This window comes from Streptomyces sp. NPDC058751 (assembly GCF_042746485.1).
Classification (GTDB): domain Bacteria; phylum Actinomycetota; class Actinomycetes; order Streptomycetales; family Streptomycetaceae; genus Streptomyces.
Map to the genome: position 1 here is coordinate 1 of NZ_JBHYPZ010000028.1, position 24,787 is coordinate 24,787.

25 protein-coding genes are annotated in these 24,787 nt (G+C 73.1%); 9 read left to right on the top strand and 16 right to left on the bottom strand.

The features are described from left to right. Positions 1-136: 136 nt before the first annotated feature. Positions 137-787, bottom strand: coding sequence for a DUF4230 domain-containing protein (locus tag ACFW6B_RS24730; protein WP_386598825.1), 651 nt, complete (start codon positions 785-787; stop codon positions 137-139). A 303-nt stretch (positions 788-1,090) separates the two neighbouring features. Between ACFW6B_RS24730 and ACFW6B_RS24735 the strand changes: the two genes are divergently transcribed. Together ACFW6B_RS24735 and tuf are read left to right on the top strand one after the other, a co-directional pair. After that, positions 1,091-2,044, top strand: a complete 954-nt coding sequence (locus ACFW6B_RS24735; RefSeq protein WP_386598827.1) for a ribose-phosphate diphosphokinase — start codon at positions 1,091-1,093, stop codon at positions 2,042-2,044. Between the two features lie 117 nt (positions 2,045-2,161). Continuing rightward, positions 2,162-3,355 (top strand): elongation factor Tu, encoded by a 1,194-nt coding sequence (tuf, locus tag ACFW6B_RS24740; protein WP_386598829.1) that lies wholly within the window; start codon positions 2,162-2,164, stop codon positions 3,353-3,355. On the opposite strand, the gene ACFW6B_RS24745 is transcribed toward tuf, so the two are convergent. After that, positions 3,336-3,755, bottom strand: a complete 420-nt coding sequence (locus ACFW6B_RS24745; RefSeq protein ID WP_386598831.1) for an anti-sigma factor antagonist — start codon at positions 3,753-3,755, stop codon at positions 3,336-3,338. The two genes, tuf and ACFW6B_RS24745, sit on opposite strands and share 20 nt — an antisense overlap. Before the next feature lie 262 nt (positions 3,756-4,017). After that, positions 4,018-4,968 carry an NADP-dependent oxidoreductase gene (locus ACFW6B_RS24750; protein WP_386598833.1) on the bottom strand — a complete coding sequence of 317 codons (951 nt, stop codon included), beginning with the start codon at positions 4,966-4,968 and terminating at the stop codon, positions 4,018-4,020. Positions 4,969-5,039: 71 nt separating this feature from the next. On the opposite strand from ACFW6B_RS24750, the gene ACFW6B_RS24755 reads away from it, so the two are divergent. Then, positions 5,040-6,050, top strand: coding sequence for a GlxA family transcriptional regulator (locus ACFW6B_RS24755; protein WP_386598835.1), 1,011 nt, complete (start codon positions 5,040-5,042; stop codon positions 6,048-6,050). A gap of 63 nt (positions 6,051-6,113) precedes the next feature. Next, positions 6,114-6,959, top strand: coding sequence for a hypothetical protein (locus ACFW6B_RS24760; RefSeq protein ID WP_386598837.1), 846 nt, complete (start codon positions 6,114-6,116; stop codon positions 6,957-6,959). 31 nt (positions 6,960-6,990) lie between these two features. Here ACFW6B_RS24760 and ACFW6B_RS24765 read toward each other — a convergent pair whose 3' ends face one another. The 4 genes from ACFW6B_RS24765 to ACFW6B_RS24780 form a co-directional block, all read right to left on the bottom strand. After that, entirely contained in the window at positions 6,991-7,545 is a 555-nt protein-coding gene (locus tag ACFW6B_RS24765; RefSeq protein ID WP_386598838.1) for a TetR/AcrR family transcriptional regulator, read from the bottom strand. After that, a complete protein-coding gene (locus ACFW6B_RS24770; RefSeq protein WP_386598840.1) occupies positions 7,542-7,904 on the bottom strand; it encodes a DUF1304 domain-containing protein in 363 nt (120 codons plus the stop codon). The genes ACFW6B_RS24765 and ACFW6B_RS24770 overlap by 4 nt, the downstream gene beginning before the upstream one ends. Before the next feature lie 106 nt (positions 7,905-8,010). Next, positions 8,011-9,642 (bottom strand): amidohydrolase, encoded by a 1,632-nt coding sequence (locus ACFW6B_RS24775; RefSeq protein WP_386598842.1) that lies wholly within the window; start codon positions 9,640-9,642, stop codon positions 8,011-8,013. A gap of 151 nt (positions 9,643-9,793) precedes the next feature. Further along, the gene (locus ACFW6B_RS24780) at positions 9,794-10,099 is read right to left on the bottom strand and encodes a DUF4235 domain-containing protein (RefSeq protein ID WP_386598844.1); all 306 of its coding nucleotides are present in this window, start codon (positions 10,097-10,099) and stop codon (positions 9,794-9,796) included. A gap of 244 nt (positions 10,100-10,343) precedes the next feature. Between ACFW6B_RS24780 and ACFW6B_RS24785 the strand changes: the two genes are divergently transcribed. Next, positions 10,344-11,291 carry a cation diffusion facilitator family transporter gene (locus ACFW6B_RS24785; protein WP_386599018.1) on the top strand — a complete coding sequence of 316 codons (948 nt, stop codon included), beginning with the start codon at positions 10,344-10,346 and terminating at the stop codon, positions 11,289-11,291. Between the two features lie 72 nt (positions 11,292-11,363). Here the strand turns inward: ACFW6B_RS24785 and ACFW6B_RS24790 are convergent, their stop codons facing one another. The 3 genes from ACFW6B_RS24790 to ACFW6B_RS24800 form a co-directional block, all read right to left on the bottom strand. Further along, positions 11,364-11,807, bottom strand: a complete 444-nt coding sequence (locus ACFW6B_RS24790; protein WP_386598846.1) for a nitroreductase family deazaflavin-dependent oxidoreductase — start codon at positions 11,805-11,807, stop codon at positions 11,364-11,366. 157 nt (positions 11,808-11,964) lie between these two features. Then, a complete protein-coding gene (locus tag ACFW6B_RS24795; protein WP_386598848.1) occupies positions 11,965-12,597 on the bottom strand; it encodes a LysE/ArgO family amino acid transporter in 633 nt (210 codons plus the stop codon). A 327-nt stretch (positions 12,598-12,924) separates the two neighbouring features. Then, positions 12,925-13,527: a TetR/AcrR family transcriptional regulator gene (locus tag ACFW6B_RS24800; RefSeq protein WP_386598850.1), complete on the bottom strand. Its 603-nt coding sequence runs from the start codon at positions 13,525-13,527 to the stop codon at positions 12,925-12,927. A gap of 140 nt (positions 13,528-13,667) precedes the next feature. Between ACFW6B_RS24800 and ACFW6B_RS24805 the strand changes: the two genes are divergently transcribed. The 3 genes from ACFW6B_RS24805 to ACFW6B_RS24815 all read left to right on the top strand — a co-directional run bounded on the left by ACFW6B_RS24805 (position 13,668) and on the right by ACFW6B_RS24815 (position 15,468). Further along, positions 13,668-14,126 carry a nuclear transport factor 2 family protein gene (locus tag ACFW6B_RS24805; protein ID WP_386598852.1) on the top strand — a complete coding sequence of 153 codons (459 nt, stop codon included), beginning with the start codon at positions 13,668-13,670 and terminating at the stop codon, positions 14,124-14,126. A 94-nt stretch (positions 14,127-14,220) separates the two neighbouring features. Further along, on the top strand, positions 14,221-14,769 hold the full coding sequence (locus ACFW6B_RS24810; RefSeq protein WP_386598854.1) for a flavoprotein: 549 nt from the start codon (positions 14,221-14,223) through the stop codon (positions 14,767-14,769). 183 nt (positions 14,770-14,952) lie between these two features. Continuing rightward, the gene (locus ACFW6B_RS24815; RefSeq protein WP_386598856.1) at positions 14,953-15,468 is read left to right on the top strand and encodes a hypothetical protein; all 516 of its coding nucleotides are present in this window, start codon (positions 14,953-14,955) and stop codon (positions 15,466-15,468) included. 18 nt (positions 15,469-15,486) lie between these two features. On the opposite strand, the gene ACFW6B_RS24820 is transcribed toward ACFW6B_RS24815, so the two are convergent. The 4 genes from ACFW6B_RS24820 to ACFW6B_RS24835 all read right to left on the bottom strand — a co-directional run bounded on the left by ACFW6B_RS24820 (position 15,487) and on the right by ACFW6B_RS24835 (position 20,169). Continuing rightward, positions 15,487-17,256, bottom strand: coding sequence for an ArnT family glycosyltransferase (locus ACFW6B_RS24820; RefSeq protein WP_386598858.1), 1,770 nt, complete (start codon positions 17,254-17,256; stop codon positions 15,487-15,489). A 111-nt stretch (positions 17,257-17,367) separates the two neighbouring features. Next, complete coding sequence (locus tag ACFW6B_RS24825) at positions 17,368-18,030, bottom strand: HdeD family acid-resistance protein (RefSeq protein ID WP_386598860.1); 663 nt, start codon at positions 18,028-18,030, stop codon at positions 17,368-17,370. A 120-nt stretch (positions 18,031-18,150) separates the two neighbouring features. Continuing rightward, on the bottom strand, positions 18,151-18,354 hold the full coding sequence (locus ACFW6B_RS24830; RefSeq protein ID WP_386598862.1) for a hypothetical protein: 204 nt from the start codon (positions 18,352-18,354) through the stop codon (positions 18,151-18,153). Positions 18,355-18,543: 189 nt separating this feature from the next. After that, complete coding sequence (locus ACFW6B_RS24835; protein ID WP_386598864.1) at positions 18,544-20,169, bottom strand: MFS transporter; 1,626 nt, start codon at positions 20,167-20,169, stop codon at positions 18,544-18,546. A gap of 320 nt (positions 20,170-20,489) precedes the next feature. Here ACFW6B_RS24835 and ACFW6B_RS24840 point away from each other — a divergent pair, with 320 nt between their 5' ends. Further along, the gene (locus ACFW6B_RS24840; protein ID WP_386598866.1) at positions 20,490-23,153 is read left to right on the top strand and encodes a LuxR C-terminal-related transcriptional regulator; all 2,664 of its coding nucleotides are present in this window, start codon (positions 20,490-20,492) and stop codon (positions 23,151-23,153) included. Positions 23,154-23,229: 76 nt separating this feature from the next. Here the strand turns inward: ACFW6B_RS24840 and ACFW6B_RS24845 are convergent, their stop codons facing one another. Next, positions 23,230-23,649 (bottom strand): hypothetical protein, encoded by a 420-nt coding sequence (locus ACFW6B_RS24845; protein ID WP_386598867.1) that lies wholly within the window; start codon positions 23,647-23,649, stop codon positions 23,230-23,232. A 194-nt stretch (positions 23,650-23,843) separates the two neighbouring features. Beyond that, the gene (locus ACFW6B_RS24850) at positions 23,844-24,692 is read right to left on the bottom strand and encodes an endo alpha-1,4 polygalactosaminidase (protein ID WP_386598869.1); all 849 of its coding nucleotides are present in this window, start codon (positions 24,690-24,692) and stop codon (positions 23,844-23,846) included. Positions 24,693-24,787: the final 95 nt, after the last annotated feature.

The window sequence follows — 24,787 nt, forward strand, 5'->3', positions numbered from 1 at the left end:
GGGTGGCGGGGGGGGGGGTTGGGGTGGCGGGGGGGCCGGGGGGGGGGGGGGCCGGGGGGGGGGGTGTGCCCGGCGGGGCGCCCCCGGCGCGGGGGGCCGTGGGTGCCCGCTCGGGCACCTACGGCACCGCCCGGTCTCAGGTGCCGTAGGTGACCTTCACCTCCGTGAAGCCGAGCGAGCGCAGCAGGCCGTCGAGCATGGCGGTGGTGTTCTCCTCGGCCCGCGCCGTGAGGCGGCTGTCCTTCGCCGCCTCGCCGATGTGCCGGGCCGCGAGGCGCTGCACGGCCCGTTCGTCGTTCGGGTTGTCCGAGAAGACGTCACCGAGCCGGTCGAGGAGACCGCGCTGTTTGGAGACGGCGTAGGAGTGGTCGGGGTCGAGGGCGGGTCTGCCCAGTGCCGCGTGCGGCAGACGGAGCGTGGCCGACGTGCGGTCGTCGTCGACCGTCACGTCCTCCCGGCCGACGCGTCCGAGGTCCACGTAGGCGTCGACGGTGCCGGCCCCCACGTACAGGGTGCGGGTGCCGCGGATCGCGTCGGGCAGGTACTTCGCGTCCTTCTCCAGGTCCACGACCACCTGGAAGTTGCCCGAGGCGGCGTCGTAACGGCTCATGTCCTGGATGGATTCGAGCAGCGCAGGGCCCGAGTTGTCATGGGTCTCCGTGCCGAACACATCGCGCAGCCCCGGCAGAACGGCCAGCCGCAGCCCGGCGAACAGCACCACGAGCACCAGCGCGAAGGCGGAGACGACCTTCGCCCAGCCGGGCAGGCGTTTGATGGACGTCGTCATGTCGACGGTCCTCCTTTCGCCTGTCCGTCTACCCGCCGAGTCCCCTGACAGGCCGTCGGCCCGTGGCGTCCGGCGCGTGACCCCCCGGTGCGCGACGCGCGGGGCCCGCCGTCCGTCGCGGGGAGACCCGGTACGGTGCCGCCGCCGGGCGGATCCGAGGTCCGCCCGGCATCTCGCGGTCGGATCCGCAACCGGAAAATCCCCGGTCGAAGGCCCGAAAGGTGCCCAGTAGCATGAGGTGCGCACTCCGGGCCGATCTTGCGCCCGGCGACGCAATCCCCTTCGATCATGCGAGGAGCGGACGTGCGTGACATCGCCGTGTTCAGCGGTAGTGCCCATCCGGAGCTCGCGGCCGAGCTCTGTGCGCACCTCGGTGTGCCCCTCAGCCCGACCCGTGTCAGCCGGTTCGCCAACGACTGTCTGGAGGTCCAGCTCCAGGCCAACTGTCGCGAGCGTGATGTCTTCCTGGTGCAGCCCCTCGTCACTCCGGTGCAGGAACACCTGGTCGAGCTGCTGATGATGTGCGACGCGGCCCGTGGTGCCTCCGCCGGACGGATCACCGTGGTCATGCCGCATTATTCGTATGCGCGTTCGGACAAGAAGGACATGCCCCGGATCTCCCTGGGCGGCCGGCTCGTGGCGGACCTGCTGGTGGCGGCCGGTGCGGGCCGCGTCCTCGCGATGACGCTGCACTCCCCGCAGGTGCACGCCTTCTTCTCGGTGCCCGTCGACCACCTGCACGCCCTGAGGGAGCTCGCGGTGCACTTCCGGGCCAACGACCTGTCGCGTACGACGGTGGTCTCGCCCGACCTCGGCAACGCGAAGGAGGCCGCCGCGTTCGCGCGGCTGATCGGGGCCCAGGTGGCCGCCGGTGCCAAGCAGCGGTTCGCCGACGACCGGGTGAACATCAACTCGGTCATCGGCGAGGTCTCCGGGCGCGATGTCATCGTGCTGGACGACGAGATAGCCAAGGGCAGCACGGTCCTCGAACTCCTCGACAGGCTCCGCGAGTTGGGTCCGCGATCGATCCGGGTCGCCTGCACCCACGGGCTGTTCGCGGCGGGAGCGCTCAAGCGGCTCAGCGAACAGCCCGACGTGCTGGAGATCGTCTGCACGAACACCGTGCCGGTCCCGGTCGAGGAGCACACCGAGAAGCTGACCGTCCTGTCCATCGCCCCGGCGCTCGCCGAGGCGGTGCGGCGCATTCACAACGGTGAGTCCGTCAGCGCCCTGTTCGACGCGCCGCAGAACCAATAGACAGGAAGGAGCGGACCTTCCCTCCCCACCGCTCGGTCACCAGGAGCGGCTGCCGTGCCCGGCCGGGAAGCCGCGGAGCAACGCTCGGCGTCACCCAGGTGATCAGGAGGGCTCGCAGTGGCCAAGGCGAAATTCGAGCGGACCAAGCCGCACGTGAACATCGGCACCATCGGGCACATCGACCACGGCAAGACGACACTGACGGCGGCCGTCACCAAGGTGCTGCACGACCGCTTCCCCGACCTGAACCCGTTCACGCCGTTCGACCAGATCGACAAGGCGCCCGAGGAGCGGCAGCGCGGCATCACGATCTCGATCGCCCATGTCGAGTACCAGACGGAGAACCGGCACTACGCGCACGTGGACTGCCCGGGGCACGCGGACTACATCAAGAACATGATCACGGGGGCCGCGCAGATGGACGGCGCGATCCTCGTCGTCGCGGCGACCGACGGGCCGATGCCGCAGACGAAGGAACACGTCCTGCTGGCACGGCAGGTCGGCGTCCCGTACATCGTGGTCGCGCTCAACAAGACCGACATGGTGGACGACGAGGAGATCCTGGAACTCGTCGAACTCGAGGTGCGCGAACTGCTCACCGAGTACGAGTTCCCGGGCGACGACGTCCCGGTCGTCCGGGTCTCCGCGCTGAAGGCGCTGGAGGGCGACCCGGAGTGGAGCGCGACGGTCCTCGAACTCCTCGCGGCCGTCGACGCGTTCGTGCCGGAGCCGGTGCGCGATGTGGACCGGCCCTTCCTGCTGCCGATCGAGGACGTCTTCACCATCACGGGCCGGGGCACGGTCGTCACCGGCCGGATCGAGCGCGGGGTCCTGAAGGTCAACAGCGAGGTCGAGATCATCGGCATCCACGAGCGGAAGACCCGGACCACCGTCACCGGCGTCGAGATGTTCCGCAAGCTCCTCGACGAGGGCCGGGCGGGCGAGAACGTCGGGCTGTTGCTGCGGGGCGTGAAGCGCGAGGACGTCGAGCGGGGGCAGGTCGTCATCAAGCCGGGTTCGGTGACCCCGCACACCCGGTTCGAGACGCGTGCCTACATCCTCTCCAAGGACGAGGGCGGCCGGCACACGCCCTTCTTCGACAACTACCGCCCGCAGTTCTACTTCCGCACGACGGACGTGACCGGGGTCGTGACCCTGCCCAGGGGCACGGAGATGGTCATGCCGGGCGACAACGTGACCATGGAGGTGCAACTGATCCAGCCGATCGCCATGGAGGAAGGGCTGAAGTTCGCCATCCGGGAGGGCGGCCGGACGGTCGGCGCCGGACAGGTCACGAGGATCCGGGAGTAGGCACCGTGCTCGCGGGGCTCTCCGGCGGGTTCGCGACCGGGTCCGGGCGGCTCAGCGCCTCCTCCGTCGAGGCCGAGGGCGGCAGGAGGCGCGAGAGCCCCGTCAGCCGGAACATGCGGAGGGTCAGCGGGTGGGTGCAGACCAGGTGCAGCCGGCCGCCCCGGTCGAGGACGCGGCGTCTGGCGCGGTACAGCAGCCGCAGGCCCGAGCAGTCGAAGAACTCGACGCGCCGCAGGTCGATCACGACCCGCGGCGCGGGTTCCGAGGTCACCGCGTCCAGGAGCGGGGTTATCTCCGTCGTGGAGAGCAGATCGATCTCCCCGCGCAGTTCCAGCACCACATGACCGTGGTCATGGTGGATCCGCAGATGCCTGGTGCGCGGTGCGAAGTCGCTCGCCACGCGGACAACACCTCCAGCCGGCTGTCGGCCCGCTCCCCGTGACGGGGGAGCGGGCTCACCGGAGGCCGGGGCGACGACACGTCAGGCGATCACAGGGCACGACCCGGGCACCGGTTCGATGTGAAACCGTTTCCTGCCCTGCAAGCTACCCCCGTTGGGGTGAATCTCAGCATGTTCGATTGACATATGTCTTTGTCGTGGGTGCGGAGTTGGCCGGATGTGTTCCGACCGTCAGGCTTCCCGCCGCCCGGACCGCCGGGCGTCAGTCGACCACCAGCACGAGCTTCCCCGTGGTCCGGCCCGTGTCGCCCAGGGCGTGTGCCTTGGCGGCGTCGGCGAGCGGGAAGGTCTCGGCGACCGTGGCGCGCAGCGCGCCCCTCTCGACGAGATCCGCGACCGCCCGCATTCCCGCCCGGTCGGCGTCGACGAGCATCCGTACCGCCCGGACCCCGAGCCGTTCGGCCTCCTCGTGGAACGCGTCGGGCCCGATCGGCAGGATGGAGACGACGATGCCTCCGGGGCGCAGGACGCGCAGCGAGCGCAGCCCCGTCTCGCCGCCGATGGTGTCCAGGACGGCGTCGACGTCACGCACGGCCTCGGCGAAGTCGACGCTGGTGTAGTCGACCGGCTCGTCCACGCCGATGGACCGCAGGAAGTCGTGCTTGCCCGCGCTCGCGGTGCCGATCACGTACGCGCCGAGGGACTTCGCGATCTGGACGGCCACGTGGCCGACCCCGCCGGCCGCCGCGTGGATCAGCACCCGCTGTCCGGGCCGCACGCCGGCGCGCTCGGCCAGTGCCTGCCAGGCGGTCAGGGAGACCAGCGGGAGGGCCGCGGCCTGCGTGTGGTCGATCGCCGAGGGCTTGAGGGTGAAGGCGCGGGCCGGACCGGTCACGTACTCGGCGTGCGAGCCGTGGCCGTAGGGGTAGGGCAGCATGCCGAAGACCTCGTCCCCGGGCCGGAAGTCGGCGACGCCGATCCCGGTCGCCTCGACCACGCCGGAGACGTCCCAGCCGAGGACGAAGGGCGGCCGGCCGAGGAACCCCCCGGTCGCGCGGTGCTTCCAGTCGGTCGGGTTGACGCCCGCGGCCCGTACCCGGACCAGGATCTCGTTCGGCCGCGGCGAGGGCCGCTCCAGGGTCACTTCCTCAAGGACCTCGGGGCCGCCGAGGACGGTCTGGCTGATGGCTCGCATCGTGTTCACAGTGCTCATGGTGAACCAGCCTGCCCGGAGGAGTTCCGGCAGAAAATGGCACGATTGCCAACCTTCGATAGAATCGTGCCATGGATGAGACGGGGCATGAACCGGAGCGCGAGCCGGAACGGGAAACGGAACGAGCCGGGCGGGCGGACCACGTGGAGCGTGTCGTGGTTCTGGCGCTCGACGGCGTCTACCCCTTCGAACTGGGGATGCCCAGCCGGATCCTGGGCGCGGCGGACGGCCGCTACGAGGTGGTGACCTGCACCCTCGACGGAGGGCCGGTCCGCACCGCCGCCGACTTCTCCGTCACCGTCGACCACGGTCCAAAGGCCCTGGGCACGGCGGACACGGTGGTGGTCGCCGCGGTCACCCCGGCCGCGCTCCCCGTCGGCCGTCCCGACGAGGTCGCCGCGGCCCTCGCGCACATCCGTCCGGGCACGCGCATCGTCTCCATCTGCACGGGCGCGTTCGTGCTGGCCGCCGCCGGTCTGCTGGACGGACGCCCGGCGACCACGCACTGGTGCGTGGCCGACGAGTTCCGGCGCCTGTTCCCGCGGGTCCACCTGGACCCGGACGTCCTGTTCGTGGACGACGGCGACCTACTCACCTCCGCCGGAGCCGCGTCCGGCATCGACGTCTGCCTGCACATCGTCCGCCGCGACCACGGCAGCGAACTGGCCAACAAGGTGGCCCGGCGCTGCGTGGTCCCGCCGTTGCGCGAGGGCGGCCAGGCCCAGTTCATCGAACAGCCCGTCCCGGAGCCCTCGGTCGCGAGCACCGCCGCCACCCGGGACTGGGCGCTCACGCGCCTCGGCGACCCGCTGACCCTGACCGATCTCGCCGCCCACGCCGGAATGAGCCTGCGCACCTTCGCCCGCCGCTTCAACGACGAGGTGGGCCTCAGCCCCGGCCGCTGGCTCATCCAGCAGCGGCTCTCCCGGGCCCGCCATCTGCTGGAGGCCAGCGATCTGCCGGTGGACCGGATCGCGGGCGAGGTCGGCTTCGCGACGGGCGCCTCGCTGCGCCAGCACCTCCAGGCGACGATCGGCGTCTCGCCCCAGACGTACCGCCGGACCTTCCAGACCACGCGCTGACCGGCGAACGAACCTCCACGCCCGTGCGTCGTAGGAGCACGGACGACGGACGGAGGGACAGTGGTGGGCAAGCGCAGGGGGATCGTGGCCGCGGTGGTGCTGGCGGGGCTCGCGGCGGCGGGGTGCGGCGGGGGCGGGCACGACGGGGTGGTGGTGACCGGCGCGGCCCCCGTCACCCCGTACTCGGGGCGGCTGGACCTTCCGTACACGGTGGGGGACGAGGGGGACGCGGAGGAGAGCTCGGGCGCGGCCGGCCGGGCGCTGGAGTGCGACGGGGCGATCCGGGCGGGCGACGCGGGCGACCGGTGGAGCAAGGGCGACGGCGGGTCGACGCCCGAGGAGGGGCTGGAGGCGTACTTCGAGATCTACCAGCCTCAATTGCCGGAGCGGGGCTACCGGGTGGAGCGCGAGGAAGGGGGCCGCGTCCTGTTCTCGTACGACGTCAGGGGCAGGACCAAGGTCGCCGTCGTCGTCGCGAAGGACCAGCCGCGGCGGCCGGGCTGGGGTCCGGAGACCAGCGCGTCCTGCGACCCCTCCGAGTTCCCGGAGAGCTGGACGAAGACGAACGGGTACGAGATCTGGACGGACCGGGACGGCCGGCGCGTGCCGACCACCGAGGTGTCCAGCTCGGTCGGTGCCGAGCACTGCGACTGGCAGAGCGCGCACTTCCTCGACCTCGGCCGGTCCGGCCGCCTGTACGCGCGCGATCCCCGCGGGGTCCTGCCGCCCGGGGCCCTCGCCGCCGCGTACGACGGGGACGTCCGCATGCCCGCCGACGCGCGTGACACCGGCTACCGCTACGGCGACTGGAGGCTGTGGCTGACGCCGGACAGGTCCACGGCGTACGTCAGGACCTCCGACGGGGTGGAGGCGTGGCCGTCGACGGCATCGCGCTTCGGCTGCAAGTGAGGCGACCGGCCGGGCCGCCCGGCCCGGCGCGTCACCTGCTCGCGTGCAGGGCGACGAGGAGCTGCCAGACCTCGTCCGCGACGGTGTCCGGGGTGCCCTCCAGCAGGCCGTGCAGCCAGTCCGCGAGGACGCCCGCGAAGGTGGCGGCCACCGCGGAGGCGACGAGGGGGGCGTCCGGCGCCCCGGCCAGGGTGCGTTCGGCCAGGCTCCGGGCCCGCAGGTCGCGGTGGAGCACGAGGCCCAGCGGGCCGCCGCCGCCCGGACTCAGCAGCGCGCGGTAGAGGCCGGCGTGCGGGGCGAGCCCGGTGAAGAAGGCGCGCAGCGCGGGGGGCGCGGACACCGGGTCGGGCCGGCCGCGCCAGGCGTGCAGCGCCTCCACGGCCTCGCGTACGACATCGGCGCACGCGTCGACCGCCAGCGCCTCCAGGTCGGCGTAGTGCACGTAGAAGGTGGCCCGGCCGACCCCGGCCCGCCGCACCAGCGCGGCGACGCCGGTCTCCTCGAGGGAGTGCTCGGCGCACTCCTCCAGCAGTGCCTGCCGCAGCTTCGCGCGGGTCCGGGCGGCGCGCGGGTCGTCGGGCGTCATCCGGCGAGCAGGACGGCGGCCAGGGCGAGCGCCCCGGGCAGGGCCTGGGCGAAGAGGATGCGGCGGTTCGCGGTGACCGATCCGTACACGCCCGCGACCACGACGCAGCACAGGAAGAAGACCTGCGCGTCGTGTCCGGTCGGGTCCGCCGCGATCAGCCCCCACACCAGTCCCGCGGCGAGGAATCCGTTGTAGAGGCCCTGGTTCGCGGCGAGAGGCGCGGTCGCCCGTGCCATCGGCGCGTCGAACCCGTGGAGCCCCCGCCCGGGCTTCTTCTCCCACAGGAACATCTCCAGCACCAGGATGTACGCGTGCAGCGCGGCCACCAGGCCCACCAGCACGTTCGCGGCCGTTTCCATCGTCGGCGGGCTCCGATTCGTCTCGGCTTTTCTTGGACAGGTGTCCACTGTAGCTGGACACCTGTCCAAGAAGTAAGCCGTCAGCAGCTCAGGCAGCTCAGGCAGCTCAGGCGTCCGGTGCCGTGTACACGCGCTCCCCTCCGACGTAGGTGAGCGCGACCCGGGTCCCCCCGATCGCCTCCGGCGGGCCCGCGAAGGGGTCGCGGTCCAGGACGGCGAGATCCGCGAGGGCACCCGGCCGGACGGTCCCGGTGTCGTCGAGGTGGTTCACGTACGCCGATCCCGCGGTGTACGCCGTCAACGCGGCGGCCAGAGCGATGCGTTCGGCCGGCAGGAACACCGGCCCCGGCGCGTCCGGGCTCACCCGGTTGACCGCGACATGGACGCCCTGGAGCGGGTCGGGGCTGCTGACCGGCCAGTCGCTGCCCGCCGCCAGCCGCGCGCCGGAGCGCAGCAGGGACCCGAACGGGTACTGCCAGGAGGCCCGTTCGGGCCCGAGGAAGGGGATGGTCAGCTCGTCCATCTGCAGTTCGTGGACGGCCCACAGCGGCTGGACGTTCGCCGTGGCGCCGAGCGCCGCGAAGCGCGGGACGTCGTCGGGGTGCACGACCTGGAGGTGCGCCAGATGCGGCCGGGTGCCGCTCGGCCCGTTCGCCTTCCGCGCCGCCTCCACGGCGTCCAGGGCATGGCGTACGGCGCCGTCGCCGAGCGCGTGGAAGTGGCACTGGAACCCGAGCGCGTCCAGCTCGGTGACGTACGCGGGCAGACGGTCCGGGTCGATGAAGCTCTTGCCCCGGTTCGCCGTGGCGTGGCCGCACCTGTCGAGGTAGGGGCCGAGCAGCGCGGCGGTGCCGTTCTCCGCGATCCCGTCCAGCATCAGCTTCACGCCGGCGGCCCGGAACCTGCCGTGCCGCAACGCGGCCCGCCGCTCGATAAGTCCGGGGATCTGCTCGGCGCCCCGCTCACGGTCCCACCACAGCGCGCCGGCCACGCGCGCGGTCAGCGAACCCCCGCGGGCCGCCGTCATGTACGCCTCCGACGGATCGTCCATGCCGAGGTAGTCCCCGAGGATCGCGTCCTGCCAGGCGGTGATGCCCAGCGCGTGCAGATGACGCTGGGCGCGCAGCAGCGCGGCGACCCTGTCGGCGGGCGTGGCCGGGGGAACGAGCCGGCCCACCGACCGCGTGGCCCCCTCCTGCAGCATGCCGGTGGGCTCGCCCGACACGTCCCGCTCGAAGCGTCCGTCGGCGGGGTCGGGCGTGTCCCGGGTGACGCCGGCGAGTTCGAGGGCGCGGCTGTTGACCCAGGCGCCGTGATGGTCCCGGTTCGGCAGGTACACCGGCCGGTCCGGTACGACCGCGTCCAGGAGCTCCTTCGTCGGCGTACCGCCTGCGAAGGCGTCCAGGGACCAGCCGCCGCCCGTGATCCACTCCCGCTCGGGGTGGGCGTCGGCGTACGCGCGGACGGCGGCCACGGTGTCCTCCGCGGTCCTCGCGCCGGTCAGGTCGCACCGGGCGAGTTCCAGGCCCGCCGGGACCGGATGGACGTGCGCGTCCTGGAACCCGGGCAGCAGCAGCCGCCCGGCCAGGTCGACGACCTCGGTGCCCGGGCCGGCCAGGTCGTGGACCTCGGTGTTCCCGACGGCGGTGATCCGCCCGCCGGTGACGGCCACCGCGGTCGCGCCGCGGCCCTCGGGGGTGAACACCGGGCCGCCGGTGAAGAGAAGGTCGGCGTGCATGGTCCCGCTTCCTCGTCCGGGCGGCCGAGAACGTCCAGCCGAAAGCGTTCGGGCGGAAACGCTCGGCCGAAAGTGTCCGGGCGGAAACGCTCAGCAGGAGGGCACGGACCGCTCATGTGCCCGGGCCGCCGTCGTGTCGTCCGCGCGCCGCTCAGTCGCGGCCGGATTCGGTGGGGGAGGGCCACACACCCGTGGACCGTTCGATGGCCTTCGCACCCGAGCGGTCCACCGCGCTGCGGACGACGGCGAAGATCGCGCCCTGGAGGGCGGCGGCGAGCAGGATCTCGCCCCAGCCTCGGTCCCTGTCCAGGGCGTCGGGCGCGTCCTCCTCGTGGCGTATCGCCATCCAGGTCTTCTGGAAGGCGAGCCCGGCCAGGGCGCCCCCGGCCCAGCTCAGCACGAAGCCGACGGGCTTGTACGCCAGGGGCAGTTTGAGCTTCTTCTGTTTCCTGGACACCGAGGCTCCTTCTCGCTCACGAGGCCCGCCGACCCGCGCGGGCCTCCTCCGACCGGGTACGGGTGCCCTGTGTGCCGCCCGCGTACCCCTCGGTCCGATTCTCCCGGTCCGCCGGTGTGAGGCGCAGCCCCTGGGGAAACCGGCCGGGGTGAGCGGCGAAGAGACGAGGGAACCGGAGGGCCGCACCCCGGCGGCGCGGCAGCGGCCGAAGGAGAACGGTCCGGACGGCAGGACCAGGGTCACCGTGATGGTGGCGCTGGGCGCCAATCTGCTGATCGCCGTGGCCAAGGCGGTGGGCGGCCTGATCTCGGGATCGCCCGCTCTCCTCTCGGAGGCGGCCCACTCCGTGGCGGACAGCATGAACGAGGTGTTCCTGCTGGCGGCGCTGCGGCGCAGCCGCCGGCCCGCCGACCGGAGGCATCCGTTCGGCTACGGCAAGGAGCGGTTCTTCTGGTCCCTGCTCGCGGCCGTCGGCATCTTCGTCATGGGCGGCTGCTTCTCCTTCTTCCAGGGCTTCGAGGCGCTCCGCAACGGCGCCGACGAATCCTTCGGCGGCTATGTGACCGGGCTCGCCGTGCTCGGCGTGGCGCTGCTCGCGGAAGGCGCCTCGTTGCTGCGTGCCCTCTTCCAGGTCCGGGGCAAGGACGGCGACGGCATGCGCGATCCGGCCCTGCGGACGGTCGTCGCCGAGGACGGCACCGCGGTACTGGGCGTGAGCCTCGCGATCGTCGGCATGGCGCTCCACATGATCACGGGCCAGGTCGTGTGGGAGGCATGCGCCTCCTTCGCCATCGGACTGCTGCTCGTGTGCATCGCCTTCTGGCTCGGCAGCGACGCCCGCGAGCAGCTCATCGGGCGGGCGGTCGACGAGGAGCGGTGCGGCCGGATCCGCGAACTGTTGAAGGCACAGCCCGAGATCGACAGCGTCGAGGCGCTGCTGACCATGGAACTCGGCCTCGACTCGGCCCTGGTGGCCGCCCGGATCGACCTGGTCCCCGGGCTCGACAGCGAGGAGGTGGAGGAGGTCGCCGTCCGCATCAAGCGCTCGGTCGCCCACACCTTCCCCGAGGCCGGCCAGATCTTCCTCGACGTGACCGACGCCGGGGAGGCGGCGGCAGAGGACCCCACCACCGAGGGGAGCCCCGTCACGGAGGGAAGCCCCGCCGCGACGGGGGAGCGCGGCGGGGCCTGATGTGCGGGTGCCCGGCGTCCCCCGGGTTCATGCACGCCGGTACCGGGGAATTCCGGGTTCGGGTGGCCGGAGTCAGCCGGCCGGCTCCAGGACGAAGACGGGGATCACCCGGTCGGTCTTCTCCTGGTAGTCGGCGTACGGGGGGTACGCGGCGACCGCGCGCTCCCACCACACGTCCTTCTCCTCGCCGGTGACCTCCCGGGCGGTGAACTCCTTGCGCTCGGGGCCGTCCTGGAGCTCGACGTGGGGGTCGGAGGTGACGTTGTGGTACCAGACCGGGTGCCTGGGAGCGCCGCCGAGCGAGGCGACCGCGGCGTACCGCCCGTCGTGCTCGACACGCATCAGCGGGGTCTTGCGGATCTTGCCGCTCCTCGCGCCGCGTGTCGTGAGGATGATGACGGGCATGCCGGTGTCCATCAGGGTCGTCCCCTCGGTCCCACCGGAACCCTCGTACAACTCCACCTGCTCCCGGACCCACCGGGTGGGGCTGGGCTCGTACTCGCCCTCAAGAGGCATGGCTTCCGTCCCGTCGTCGCGTCGGACTGGTCGTGTTCCGGCATGATTCAACACCGGTGCGCACGCGAATCTTCCGTACCGCGGCCCGCGTGGCCCCCGGTCGGGCGGCTCCCCCTGTGGGGTGTGCCGGGCACACACGGTCCAGGGGGCCGGGCCCTCATGACGGGGCCGCCAGCACACGTACGGCCAACAGCATGATCACGCCGCTCGACGCGAGTCCCGTCACCAGCCGTCCCCGGTGACCCGTCAGGGTCCGGCCCAGCAGGGCGCCGCCCCCGGCGATCATGAGCTGCCAGCTCGCGGACGCGGCGAACGCGGCGAGCACGAACACCCCCTGGTCCAGCGGACGTACGGCCTCGGCCGTCCGGCTGCCGAGCACCAGAGCGGTGAAGTAGACGACGGTCGTGGGGTTGAGCAGGGTGATCCCCAGCAGCGTCAGGTAGGCGCGGACGGGACGCGGGGGGTCCTGTCCGGTCCGCTCGGCGAGCCGGCGCTCGCGGTACCGGCGGACCGCGCCGACCGCGCCGTGGACCGCCAGGGCGGCCAGGACCAGCGCGGAGACCCGGCTCAGCGGGAGCATCACCGGCTGGAGCGCGGCGGCGAGCACCGTACCGCCGAGGGTGGCGGCCAGGGCGTACAGCCCGTCGGCGGTCGCGACGCCGAGCGCGGCCGAGGCGCCGATCCGCAGGGACGTACGAGCGGTGAGGGAGACGAGGTAGGTCGCGACCGCTCCGACGGGCATGGCGATGCCGTAGCCCGCGAGGAGCCCCGCGACGAGCGCGGCCGTCACGACCGGGGAAGCCCGGGCCTCCGGGGTCGGCCGGGCTGCTGCTGGACCCGCACCGGACGGTCGGCGGCGGAGGTCGGCGGCAGGAAGGCTTCGATCGTGGACATGGGGCAGATGTTCGGGCCACCGGACGCAGCCGCGCAAGCCCTTTTCGCCGAGGGGCGCCCTGCCCCGCGGTCTCGCGCCGATGCCGACCGCGCCGATGCCGGGCCGCGCGGAGGCGAGGTCGCACGGACGGAGGTGGCCCGGCGCGGGGAGAAGGGCTACGGGCCTGCCGGGTCCGCTCCGTCACGATGGCGGAGCACACCGGGTGAACCCGTGGCCCGACCCCTACCCGTCCGCCTCCAGCAGGAGCCGTGCGGCGGCGCGCGCCTGCGCGGCGGGTTCGGCGCTCCCGTCGACGCCCGCCGTGACCATGGCGCCCTCGGCGAGGAGGAAGAGCTGGTCACCCAGGGCGGGCGGTCGCCCCGCCGCGCTCACGAGTCCAGCCAGGTACGCCCGGAACGCGGCTTTGTGCGCACGGGCCCGTGCGGCCACCCGTTCCGAGCCGGCACCGAGTTCGCCGTACGCGTTGATCCACGCGCAGCCGCGGAAGCCGGGCTCCGTGAACCACAGGCCCAGCCAGTCGAAGACGGCGAGGACTCTCTCCCCGGGGTCCCGTCTGGTGTCGACGTGCTCGGCCAGCCGTGCCCGCCAGCGGATGTCACGCCGTTCCAGGTAGGCGTCCACCAGGTGTTCCTTCGCCGGGAAGAGCTGGTAGAGCCGCTTGAGCGAGACCTGCGAGGCGGTCCGGATGTCGTCCATCCCCACGGCCTGGATCCCGCGGCCGTAGAACAGGTGCTCGGCGGCGTCGAGCGCCTGTTCGCGGGCGAGAGCGAGGGCCTGGTCCCGGCTCGGGGAGGGGGGCCGGTCCCGGGCGGTCGTGCTGTCCATGCGGTGGGCTCCTTGACGCGAGAACGAACGTTCTCTACGTTAGCGGCCGGAATGGGAGAACGTACGTTCTCCCATTGCTCTCGCCCGGGTCCGTGCCCGTGTTCCTGTGTCTGTTCCTGTTCGCGTGCCGAGGAGTCCTCATGGCCGACCGTCCGCCCCTGCCGCCCTTCACCCGCGAGACCGCGCTCCAGAAGGTCCAGGCCGCAGAGGACGCCTGGAACACCCGTGACCCGCACAAGGTCTCGCTCGCCTATTCCGAGGACTCGGTCTGGCGCAACCGGGACACCTTCGTCAGGGGTCGCGCGGAGATCGTCGAGTTCCTCACCGGCAAGTGGGCCCGGGAGCACGAGTACGCCCTGCGCAAGGACCTGTGGGCCTTCGACGGCAACCGCATCGCGGTCCGTTTCCAGTACGAGTCACGGGACGCCGACGGCCGGTGGTGGCGCTCGTACGGCAACGAACTGTGGGAGTTCGACGAGCACGGGCTGATGGCCAGGCGGGAGGCGTCCATCGACGACGTGCCGATCGAGGAGGCGGAGCGCCGGATCCTCGGCCCGCGCCCGGGGTCCGAACGCGGACAGGGCTTCCCGCTCCGGTAGGGCGGACCGGAGAACCGCCCCCGCCCGGAGGGGAGCGCCCGGCGTCGGGACGGGGCGAAGGTCGCCCGCTGTGGACAGCCCTTAGGGTTCGCGTGTGAGCGAACCCAGCGGAAAACCCTTCCTCTACGTCGTCGTCTGCGCGGCGGGGGTGGCCGAGGGCGTCGGCACGTTGATCGGCGCGGCCCGGGAACGGGGCTGGGAGGTCGGCGTCATCGCCACGCCCCAGGGCCTCGGCTTCATCGACGCGGCGGCGGTCGAGGCGCAGACCGGCCGTCCGATCCGTTCCGCCTGGCGGGCCCCCGGCGACCCCCGCCCCTTTCCCGCCCCGGACGCGGTGGCCCTCGCTCCGGCCACCTTCAACACCGTCAACAAGTGGGCGGCCGGAATATCCGACACCCTCGCCCTCGGAACACTGTGCGAGGCATGCGGACTTGGCGTCCCCGTCGCCGTACTGCCCTGCGTGAACGAGGCGTTGGCGGCCCACCCCGCCTACCGGGCCAGTGTCGAACGACTCCGCGAGATGGGCGTCCGCTTCGGCGACCCGTACGCCGGTGACGGCCAACAGGACGGCGGGCGCGGGGACTTCCGCTGGGAACGGGTGCTGGACCTGCTGACACCCGAGGCGGGCGCCGGTCTGTCGTAGGTCCGCCCTGGACGTGGGGTGCGGCGGCGGGCGCCACACGGTCGGGCGGGCGCCCCGTCCCGCTGTCCGCACATGACCGCAAGGGAGTTGAACATGTTCAAATTCGCTGGCAGGATGGCGGGCGCGTGATCGGCACCCGGCCGAACCGCAGCCATGGGTGGCTCCGCCACGGAAGGCCGGATCGTGAAGAACGACTCGCTCGGCCCGGCAGGGCGGATCGCGGCCCTCGTCGCCTGTCTGCTCCTCCTGGTGGGGTGTAATCCGCACATGTACGACGAGGTGCCCGCCGTACGTGACGCGAAGCGGGCGGAGATCGTGGACTCGTGGCGTTCCGTCGACGGCACGGAGGTCACCCTCCGCGCCGACGGAACGGCCGGCATCCGTCTCCTGGACGGGCAGGAGTTCGACTTCGACGACGGATGGCGGGTGTCGGGGACGGGAACGTGGAAGCTGACCGGCGAGCGCGCCGGGTGGAACGACGGCCAGCACGTCCGGCTGACCCTCACCTCGCGCACGGCGTCGACCACGCGCACCCCCGGCCCCGGTGAGCGCGCCGACCCACCGGACGGACTCCGGCCGGCACCCGACACCTACACGTGGACCTTCGAGCTGCAGCGGAACGACAAGAAGCGGTTGCTGCTGTACTTCTTCTTCGGCGACCCCGACTCCCGCAGCGCCTACGTCCTGGAGCGGGCGTAGGCGGGTCCGGCGGCCGCCTCACGGCCTGCGGAACACGGTGATCGAGTGGCCGACCTCGTCGATCCGTCTGCTCGTCGCGAGCAGCGCCCGCAAGCGGGCGTCGGCCTTGTCGATCGCGGTGTCGGAGACGACGAGGAGTCCGTGCACCCGGGCCGCGGGCACCGTGCGGGGGTCGGCCGCCTCGATGCCGTAGGCGGACGGTACGCCGGCGCCCTTGTAGACGAGCCACACCTCGTCGTGCGGGTAGTGCCTCCTCAGCCGGCCGGCCAGGCGGCCGAGGTCCTGGCCCCAGTCGACGTTCGAGTCGTGCAGCCGCAGATGGGTCTTCTCCGGCCCGCCGAACGCCTCGTTCGAGTACGGCAGGTAGTACGGGTACGTGAGCAGCGAACTGACGGCGACGAACAGGACCAGCCCCGCCGCCCCGGTCCCCGCCCACCCCGGCCGCCCTCGCCGCACGGTCCCCGCCCACCCCGGCCGGCCCCGCCGCACGGCCCCCGCCCGCTCCGGCCGGCGCCCGCGCGCGGTGACGGCGCAGCCCGCCGCGACCGCGAGGAACACCGGCACGAACAGGGCGTAGCGCACGCCGAGATCGCGGGAGCCGGTCATCGCCGAGGCCAGCAGCAGCGCCGGGGGGACCAGCAGGTAGGGGGCCGCGGGCCGCAGGCGGCGTACGGCCACGAGGGCGGCCGAACCGGCCGTCCACAGTGCCGTCGCGCCGAGCGGTGTCTTCACCAGCAGCGCGGCCGGCAGGTAGTACCAGAGCGAACCCCGGTAGAGCCGGCCGAACAGGAAGCCCTGCCAGGCCGTGTCCTCGAAACCGAACTGGACCCGCATGCCGTCCCGGTAGGGCCGGGGCAGGGGCAGGTGGTCCACGAGCAGCGCGCGCGGTCCGCGCAGGGCCGGGAGATCCGCGGGCGCCGTCCAGCGCAGCCGGGGATCGACGGCCAGGTACGTCGCCCACACCACGGCGACGGCCACCAAGGCCGTCCCTGCGGCGGCCGCGAAGGCGAGCCCGAGCAGCCGGGCCCTCGGCCACGCCCTGGCCCGCGCGCCGCCCGCCGGTGCCGTGTCCCGGCCGGTGCGGACCGCGTGCCGCACGGACGCCGTCGCGAGCAGCAGCACCACGGGAACGGCCGGCAGCATGCTCATCCTGGTCGCCACCGCCGCGCCGAGCGCCACGGCCGAGAGCGGCAGGTACGGGAACGGCCGCAGCCGGGCCCGCCACACCAGCCACACCGACGTCAGCAGGAAACCCGACGCCGGCGCGTCGAGCGTGGCCAGCGAGCCGTGCGCGATCACGTCGGGCGAGAACGCGTAGAGCGCGAGGGCCACCAGAGCGCCCGTACGGCCCGCGAGTTCACGGGCGAACGCGAGGACGACCAGGCCGGACAGCAGTGTCAGGGCGATCACCGGTAACCGCGCCCACAGCATCACCCGCCAGGGATCGTTCCCGGACTCGTACAGCACGTGCCGCCCCAGCTCGGCCTGGTCGCCCTCGAAGGCGGGGTCGAGGTGCGGGTGCGCGAACAGCAGCCCGGCCCCGATGACCAGCTTGCCCAGTGGCGGATGCTCGGGGTTGTGGCGCAGGTCGTGCCGCTGGACGTAGACCGTCGCGGTGCCCACGTACACGGGCTCGTCGATTGTCGGGGTCTGTTCCACGGCCGTGGTGACCATGGCGACCGCCATCTGGACCAGCAGCAGGGCCGCGGCCACGACGAACACGGCCCCTCGGCGCAGCCGCAGCCGCCCGGGGAGCGTGGGCGGCGGCACCGCGTTGTTCACCGGCACACGCCCATCGTGCCCTTCGCACGGTTCGGTGCCCCGCGGGCGCGGAGTGCCGGGCACCCGGCGTGTCGCCGGGCACCCGGCGTGTCCGGGCCGCTTCGGCCCCGTCCCTCCTCAGTACGGGGAGGCGGGGTCACGCGGTTCGGCGGAGAGCGCCCGGCGCAGGGCGGCCCGCCACGCGAAGGCGAGCGCGAGTTCGACGAGACCGATCAGCACCATCCACAGACCGAGCAGCCGGGTCAGGGCGCGGGCCGACTCGGTCGGCAGGGCCAGGACGACGATGCCCGCGATGATGCCGATCGCCGCCCCGCACAGGACGAAGCCGCGGTGCGGCAGGTCCTTCGTGGCGAGGGCGGTGTACGCGGTCAGCACGCCGGACACCAGCCAGACGACGCCGACGATCAGGGAGAGCGCGGCGATGGTCTGCAACGGGTTGCGCAGGCACAGGACGCCGGCCAGCACGTAGAGCACCGCGATCAGCAGCGTGGCGAACCGGCTTCCCTGCTCCCGGTGCCCGAACACGGACACGAAGCGGAACACGCCGATGACCAGCAGGTAGAGGCCGAGGAGGACCGCGAGGACGTGCAGGGTCTCCTCCGGCCAGACCAGGACCAGGATGCCGGGGACCAGCGTCGCGACGGCCGAGCCGAGGAGCCAGGTCCAGGAGGCGCCGACGCGGTCGAGGAGCACCACGGGGTCGCCCGGGGGCTCGGTGGCCGGACGGCCGGGCCCGGGCTCCGGCCCGGTGTGCGGTGCCGAACCGTACGGTTCCGTCATGGTCCCTCCTCACGCGGTCGAGCGGACCGGTCGCGGGCCGCCGACGGGACGGTGGGTGGATTCCCGTCGTCCACGCTCCCGTGCGACGGGTTCCGGCGGCTCACCCCCGGCGGGTGATCCTCACGGTCCCCCGGGCAGTTGGCGCATCTCCACGACGCGCAGGCCGAGCGACCGGCAGCGGGCCAGCAGCCCGTACAGGTGCGCCTCGTCGACGACCGGGCCGAACAGGATGGTCTGGCCCGAGATCAGCACGTGGTCCATCTCCGGGAACGCCTCGGAAAGCGTCTCCGAAAGATGTCCCTCGACACGGATCTCGTACTGCATGCGGGGCTCCCCGCGGCGGGCGGCCTGGGGCGGGCGGACGGCGCCCTTCCCCACGATCATCCGGCACCCCGCCCCGCCCGCCCTCACCCGCAGAAGGTGAACCTGGGCCCGGGGAACGCTCCGGAGCGCTCGCGCGGGGCGGGGGCGCCTTCGAGCCCAGCGCGGTCATGCCCGTACGGGCCCCGCGCGTCACGCCTGTCCGAGGGGGACGGCCGGGCTGCCCGGGCCGGGTTCCTTCCCGCGTCCCGCCCGTCCGGTCGGCAGATGCGTCGTGACCAGGAAGCTCGCCAGCGTGATGCCGCCGGCCGTGAGGATCCCCGCCTTCAGGCCGTTCAGCTGTGCCGTCGCGTAGGAGTCCGTGACGGCGTCGACCTCGGCCGGCGACAGCCCGGCCTGTTCGGCCGCCGAACGCACCTGGTCGGTGGGGACGAAGCTGATGCCCGCCTCCAGCGCGACGCCGGTCTTATCGCGTGCCTCCTGCGACACGTCCGGATGACTCGCCACCTGGGTGAGGAAGGCCTGTGCCAGGGCGCCGACGAGGATCGACCCGATCAGCGCCGTACCGAGCGCGGAACCCAGGTTCTGGGCGGTGAACTGGAGCCCGCCGACCTCGCTGCGCTCCTCCTCGCCGGCGCTGGACTGCACCACGTTGCCGAGCTGTGAGGCGAGCAGGCCCATGCCGACCCCCAGCAGGGCCATGGCCCCGGCGAACTGGGCGTCGTCGATGACCGGCTCGATGGTGGCCAGCAGCCATGTGATGGCTCCGAGCAGCGTCAGCAGGGCCAGTCTGACCACACGGCGCGGCCCCATCACCCGCCCCAGCCGGGAGGCCAGCACGGAGGCCACCAGCATGGTGACGGACACCGGGAGCAGCCGCAGCCCCGTCTGGAACGCGTCGAACCCCTGCACCACCTGGAGGTACAGCGGGATGGCGAAGAACAGCCCCAGCAGGATGAGGTTCTGGCTGACCAGCGTCAGCAGACCGGAGCGCAGGGGCGGCCGGTGCAGCAGCGACAGATGGACCAGCGGGTCGGTGCCGTGCGCCTCCCTGCGGCGCTCCCACTTGGCGAAGGCGGCCAGGACGAGCACACCGGCGGAGACGACGAACAGCGTCGGGGCGAAACCGAGGACGGTGAAGGGCGGGTTGCGGGGCTGCACCCACCCCCAGGTGCCGCTCTGGAGGACACCCAGCACGCCCAGTCCGAGCCCTGCCGCCGACAGGAAGGCGCCCACGCCGTCCAGCCGGGGGCGGGACTCCGGCCGGGGCCTGTCGGGGATCGCCCGGTGGAAGCACAGCATCGCGACGACGACCACGACCTCGCCCGCGAAGACCAGCCGCCAGGTGAGGTACGTCGTCACCCAGCCGCCCAGCAGCGGTCCGACCGCGATGCCGGCGCCGGCGAGCCCGCCGATGACGCCGTACGCGACGGCACGGTCCCGCCCGCTGTAGGACTCCGCCACGAGGGCCGCCATCGCCGGCAGCACCAGCGCGGCCCCGAGCCCCTCGACGACCGACCAGCCGAGCGCGAGCATCCACAGGGTGGGGGCCACCGCGGTCAGGCCCGACCCCACGCCGTAGACGACGAGTCCGACGAGGAACAGCCGACGGCGTCCGAGGATGTCGCCGAGCCGTCCGCCGGTGGCCATGAAGGCGGCCATGACCAGCGCGTAGAGCGTGATGACGGCCTGGATGGCGGTGACCTCGGTGTCGAAGTCCTCCACGAGCTGGCTGATGGAGACGTTCATGACGGACGTGTCCAGGACCATCAGGAACTGGGCCGTCCCGAGCACGGCCAGAGCGCGCCAGTGTTTCACCGGTGACCACCTCGTCGATTCGGCCCGCGCCGCCGTCGCGCCGGACGGCGGTGTCCGGTCCGGCCCCGCAGCCGCGGCACATCCATGGCACCCGGAGCTCCGCCTCCGCGCCATTCGGGGAGTCCGCTCCCATGGCACCCGAGGCGGACGCCTCGCGCCTCACCCGCGGCGGGGGAGCGGGGCCTGCCTTGCGGCATTCGGGGCATCGGGTGACGATCAGTGTGAAAAGGTCGCATTGGGGAGGGAGCCGTGGGCCCGGACCACATCGGATCCGACGCGTCGCCGTCGCCGTCGCCGAGACAACACGGAGGCAGGACCTCATGGCCGGGCTGCTGACCCCGGGCGGTGACCCCCTGCTCGCCGTCCGGTTCACCGTTCCGGACCTGACGGAGACCTTCGTGCGCAGGCCGAGGCTGGTCGGACGCCTCGACGAGGGTGTGCGGGGTCCCCTCACGCTGGTCAACGGGCCCGCGGGCGCGGGGAAGACGCTCCTGGTCGCCCACTGGATCTCCACGCGGGACCGTCCGGACGACGTGGCCTGGCTGACCGTGGAGCACGAGGACACCGGCCCCGGCATCTTCTGGACGTACGTCCTCGAATCCCTGCGGCGGCACGGAGCGGCCGTACCGGACGGCATCGGCAGCCCGTCGAGCCCGGGCGACGTGGACCACTCCCTGCTCACCCGGCTGGCGGCCTGGCTGAGCGAGCGCCCGGAACCCGTGATCCTGGTGCTCGACGAGTTCGACCGGGTGGGAGCCTCGACGGAGGTCGCCGACGAGCTCCAGTTCGTCCTGCGCCACGCGGGCGGCGGTCTGCGCCTGGTCGTCGTCAGCCGTACGGAGCCACAGCTCCCGCTGCACCGTTACCGCGCCGCCGGAGCGGTCGCCGAGGTCCGGGGCGCCGACCTGGCGTTCGTCCCGGGCGAGACGGCCGCCCTGCTGCACCGTCACGACATCCGCCTCTCGGACGACGGCGCCCGGTCGCTGACGGAGTGGACCGGGGGCTGGGCGGCCGGACTGCGCCTGTGCATCCTCGCGGCCCAGAACGTCGACGACCCGGACACCTTCATCAAGAACTTCGAGGCGGGCCAGAGCACGCTCGCGGACTTCCTGCTGGCCGAGGTCCTGGAGGCACAGGAGGAGGAGACCCAGGACCTGCTCCTGCGGTCGAGCGTCCTCGACCAGATCCACCCGGACCTGGCCAACGCCCTGACGGGCCGGGACGACGCGGACGCCATCCTGGCCGGGCTCCAGCACGCCAACGCCTTCGTCGAGGCGATCGGCCACTCGTGGTACCGGCTGCACCCCTTGTTCGCGGAGATCCTGCGGGTCCACCTGCGGGTCAGGCTTCCGGGTCTCGAACCGGAGCTGCACCGGCGGGCCGCCCGCTGGCTGAGCGAGCAGGGCCTGCTGGCGGAGGCCCTGCCGCACGCGGCGGGGGCGGGCGAGTGGGAGCTCGCGGCGGACCGGTTCGTCGACGAGCTGGCCATCGGCGAACTGCTGACGGGACTCGACGCCGAGCGCCTCGACGGACTCTTCGCCGCGATGCCCCCGGACGCGGCCGGGCCCGCCGCGTGTCTGGTGCGCGCCGCCCGCGAACTCGTCCGCCACGACGTCGACCGGGGCCTTGGGTATCTGCGCCGGGCGGGCGAGCACCTGGAGGGCGAGGGGGCCGACACGGCGGCCCTGCGGCTGAGCCACGCCCTGCTGAGGGTGTTCGCGGCCCGGCTGACCGGCTCGGCCGACCGGGCGCAGGCGGCCGCCGAGGACATGACGGCGGCCGAGCTGTCCCTTCCGGCCGAGCGGCTCGAACGGCACCCGGAGCTGCCGGCCCTGATGCTCACCGGCCTCGGTTCGGCCCAGCTCTGGGCAGGGCGGCTCGACGCGGCCCGGATCTCGCTGTCCGCCGCCGCACAGGTCGACGACGGACCCTCCACCGCCTCCCCCCGGCACGAATCCCTCGGCAGGCTCGCCCTGATCGACCTCCTGTGCGGGCGGCCGGGCCGCGCGGAGTCGCACGCGCGGGCGGCGGTCGCCGGGGCGGAGCGCTCCGGCCTGCCGCCCCCAGCCCGGACGGGCGTCGCCCAGCTCGTCCTGGCGGCGGTCGCCGTCGACCGCGACGATCTCGCCGCGGCGCAGACCCACCTGGACCAGGCGACCGTCTCCGGCGCGGCCGCGCACGATCCCGTCGCGACGGCGGGCCTGGCCCTGGTACGCGCCCGGACGCTGCTGGCCAAGGGCCATCCCAAGGAGGCGTTGCGCGTCCTTCGGGAACTGAGGCGCACGCCGCTCGGGGCCGAACCCTCGCCGTGGGTGAGCGACCGGGCCGCGGTGGCCATGGCCACCGCGTACCTGGCCCTGGGCGAACCGCTCGCCGCGGTGGACGTGCTGGCGCAGGAGGGGGCGGCCGGGCCGGAGGCCACGGCGGCCGCCGTCCGCGCCCGGCTCGCGACCGGCGACCGGGAGGCGGCGCGCGCCCTGCTCGGCGCGCTGTCCGCCGAGGTGGACGAGGGGCCGGCCGTCGCCGTCCGGGTGCTGCTCGCGCGGGCGCAGACCGCCGACGCGCTGGGCGACGACTCCACCGCCCAGCGGCTGGTGGCGCGGGCCCTGCGGACGGCCAGGCCGGAGCGTCTGAGACGGCCGTTCCTGGAGGCCGGGCCGTGGCTGCGGGGCTTCGTGCGGCACCGGCCCGTGCTGGCCCAGGGCCACGAGTGGCTTCCGGAGACGGCCGCGGTCCGGGGGACGGGCCCGGCCCGGGGGGCGGACCCGGAACCGGTGGCCGAGCCGGTGGTCGAACCGCTCAGCGAGCGCGAGCGCGAGGTGCTGGAGCGTCTGGCGCAGATGATGTCGAGGGACGAGATCGCCGCCGACATGCATCTGTCGGTCAACACGGTCAAGACCCACCTCAAGAGCGTCTACCGCAAGCTCGCCGCGACCCGCCGGGGCGAGGCCGTACGACGGGCCCGCGACCTGCACCTGCTGTGAGCCGCGGACCCGTCGTGCCGGATGCCGGCCGGTCCGGTCGGACCGGTCCGGCTCCGGCGTCGCCTGCGGACAGGTCCTAGGGCGTGTCCGTGTCCGACCGGGCCACGCAGAGAGCCCAGATGACGAATCCGTACAGGGCTATCAGCGTCAGCGACCAGACGGGGTAGTACGGGATGTCGAGGAAGTTGGCGATGATCAGCAGCGAGGCGATGCCCACGCCGATGACCCGTGCCCAGGTGGCCGCCGTGAACAGGCCGAGGCTCACGACCACGGCGAGCGCGCCGAGCGTCAGGTGGATCCAGCCCCAGCTGGTCAGGTCGAACTTGAAGACGTAGTTCTGGCCGGTGACGAAGACGTCGTCCTCGGCGATGGCCATGACACCCCGCAGGATGTCCAGGACGCCGGAGACGAACAGCATCACCGAGGCGAAGATCATCAGGCCGCTCGCGGCCGTCATCGTGGCTTTGGAGCGGGTGTGATGCTGGGTGGTTGCCATGGCGAGACCTCCGTTGCACGGCTGCGACCGCAGCCACTCACCACCGAGCCTGAGGCACCCGGGCCCCACCGGCCTCACCCCCTAAGGGTGACGGTGAACGGACATCCGCCCCCGCCCGGGCGGCCCGGAAGCCTCCTCCCGGGGCCGTGCCGGGGCTCGGCGGCCACTCGGCGCCGGTGCTCACGCCGTCTTCGTCAGCGCGTCCTGCGGACGTAGCCGGGGCTGTCGGGCGTCGAGACCTTCACGTCCCTGCGCACGATGCTCAGCCGGTCCCCGAACGCCGAACGCGCCTTGCGCAGACCGCTGTCGGTGTACTCGATCACCACCACCCGGTCGTCGAAGGCCTTCGCGTACTCACCGCACTCGTCGTACTCGCCGCACTCCTCCGCCACCGCGAAGTCCAGCCCGGTCCGCGACCTGAGTCCCGCCAGCTCGACGGTGTTCTTCTGCCCGATCGCCAGGTGCCGGGCGTGCGCGTGACGCGACAGCAGCGTGATGAACGCGGTGGCGTCGTCCGGGGTCAGCAGCTCCTCGGAGCGGGTGTAGCTGTCGTAGTTGTCGGGCTCGACCGCGTCGAACCCCTTGTCGGCGCACTCGTCGATCCACCGGCCGACCCGCTCGGCCACCCGTCTGCGCTTGTCGGGCGTCCGGATGTCCAGCAGCGCCTCGTTCCAGTCCCGGTCGACGACGACCTCGCCGTCCGCGTCCCGCAGCAGCAGGTCGGCGGGCCACTGCCCGCGTTCCCCGGGCTGGGCCTGGAAGGCGTTGACGTAGCAGATGTTGTACAGGCCGCGGGCCGGCGGGGACGAGCGGTCGCGGCTCACGACGCGGACGTCGGCGGCCGGGGGGTAGGCGCCGCCGATCTGGTAGTCGAACCCCGCGTGGAGCGGGGGCAGCCGGACGGCGGTCGCCGTCCGGCCCGGGCGGGGCGGTTTCGGCGAGGCGCTCGTGTCCCGGACCGCGTCACAGCCCACGAGGGCCAGGAGAACGGCCAGGGCCGTGCCCGTCACCGCGGTGCGCGGGGCACGTCCGAGGGGAGGCATGTCCGCTCCAACGATCGCGAGTACGTCCCCGCCTCGGACGCCTCGGCGGTCCTGGCGACTCTGGCCGGACTTGGACCTGGTCCGTCACCGGCTGG

Bases quoted from the DNA above. Each gene is read 5' to 3' on its own strand.
- ACFW6B_RS24730 (WP_386598825.1), bottom strand. From the start codon at position 787: ATGACGACGTCCATCAAACGCCTGCCCGGCTGGGCGAAGGTCGTCTCC.
- ACFW6B_RS24750 (WP_386598833.1), bottom strand. From the start codon at position 4,968: ATGAGCACTGTGAACACGATGCGAGCCATCAGCCAGACCGTCCTCGGC.
- ACFW6B_RS24755 (WP_386598835.1), top strand. From the start codon at position 5,040: ATGGATGAGACGGGGCATGAACCGGAGCGCGAGCCGGAACGGGAAACG.
- ACFW6B_RS24765 (WP_386598838.1), bottom strand. From the start codon at position 7,545: ATGACGCCCGACGACCCGCGCGCCGCCCGGACCCGCGCGAAGCTGCGG.
- ACFW6B_RS24770 (WP_386598840.1), bottom strand. From the start codon at position 7,904: ATGGAAACGGCCGCGAACGTGCTGGTGGGCCTGGTGGCCGCGCTGCAC.
- ACFW6B_RS24775 (WP_386598842.1), bottom strand. From the start codon at position 9,642: ATGCACGCCGACCTTCTCTTCACCGGCGGCCCGGTGTTCACCCCCGAG.
- ACFW6B_RS24790 (WP_386598846.1), bottom strand. From the start codon at position 11,807: ATGCCTCTTGAGGGCGAGTACGAGCCCAGCCCCACCCGGTGGGTCCGG.
- ACFW6B_RS24800 (WP_386598850.1), bottom strand. From the start codon at position 13,527: ATGGACAGCACGACCGCCCGGGACCGGCCCCCCTCCCCGAGCCGGGAC.
- ACFW6B_RS24805 (WP_386598852.1), top strand. From the start codon at position 13,668: ATGGCCGACCGTCCGCCCCTGCCGCCCTTCACCCGCGAGACCGCGCTC.
- ACFW6B_RS24825 (WP_386598860.1), bottom strand. From the start codon at position 18,030: ATGACGGAACCGTACGGTTCGGCACCGCACACCGGGCCGGAGCCCGGG.
- ACFW6B_RS24830 (WP_386598862.1), bottom strand. From the start codon at position 18,354: ATGCAGTACGAGATCCGTGTCGAGGGACATCTTTCGGAGACGCTTTCC.
- ACFW6B_RS24840 (WP_386598866.1), top strand. From the start codon at position 20,490: ATGGCCGGGCTGCTGACCCCGGGCGGTGACCCCCTGCTCGCCGTCCGG.
- ACFW6B_RS24845 (WP_386598867.1), bottom strand. From the start codon at position 23,649: ATGGCAACCACCCAGCATCACACCCGCTCCAAAGCCACGATGACGGCC.
- ACFW6B_RS24850 (WP_386598869.1), bottom strand. From the start codon at position 24,692: ATGCCTCCCCTCGGACGTGCCCCGCGCACCGCGGTGACGGGCACGGCC.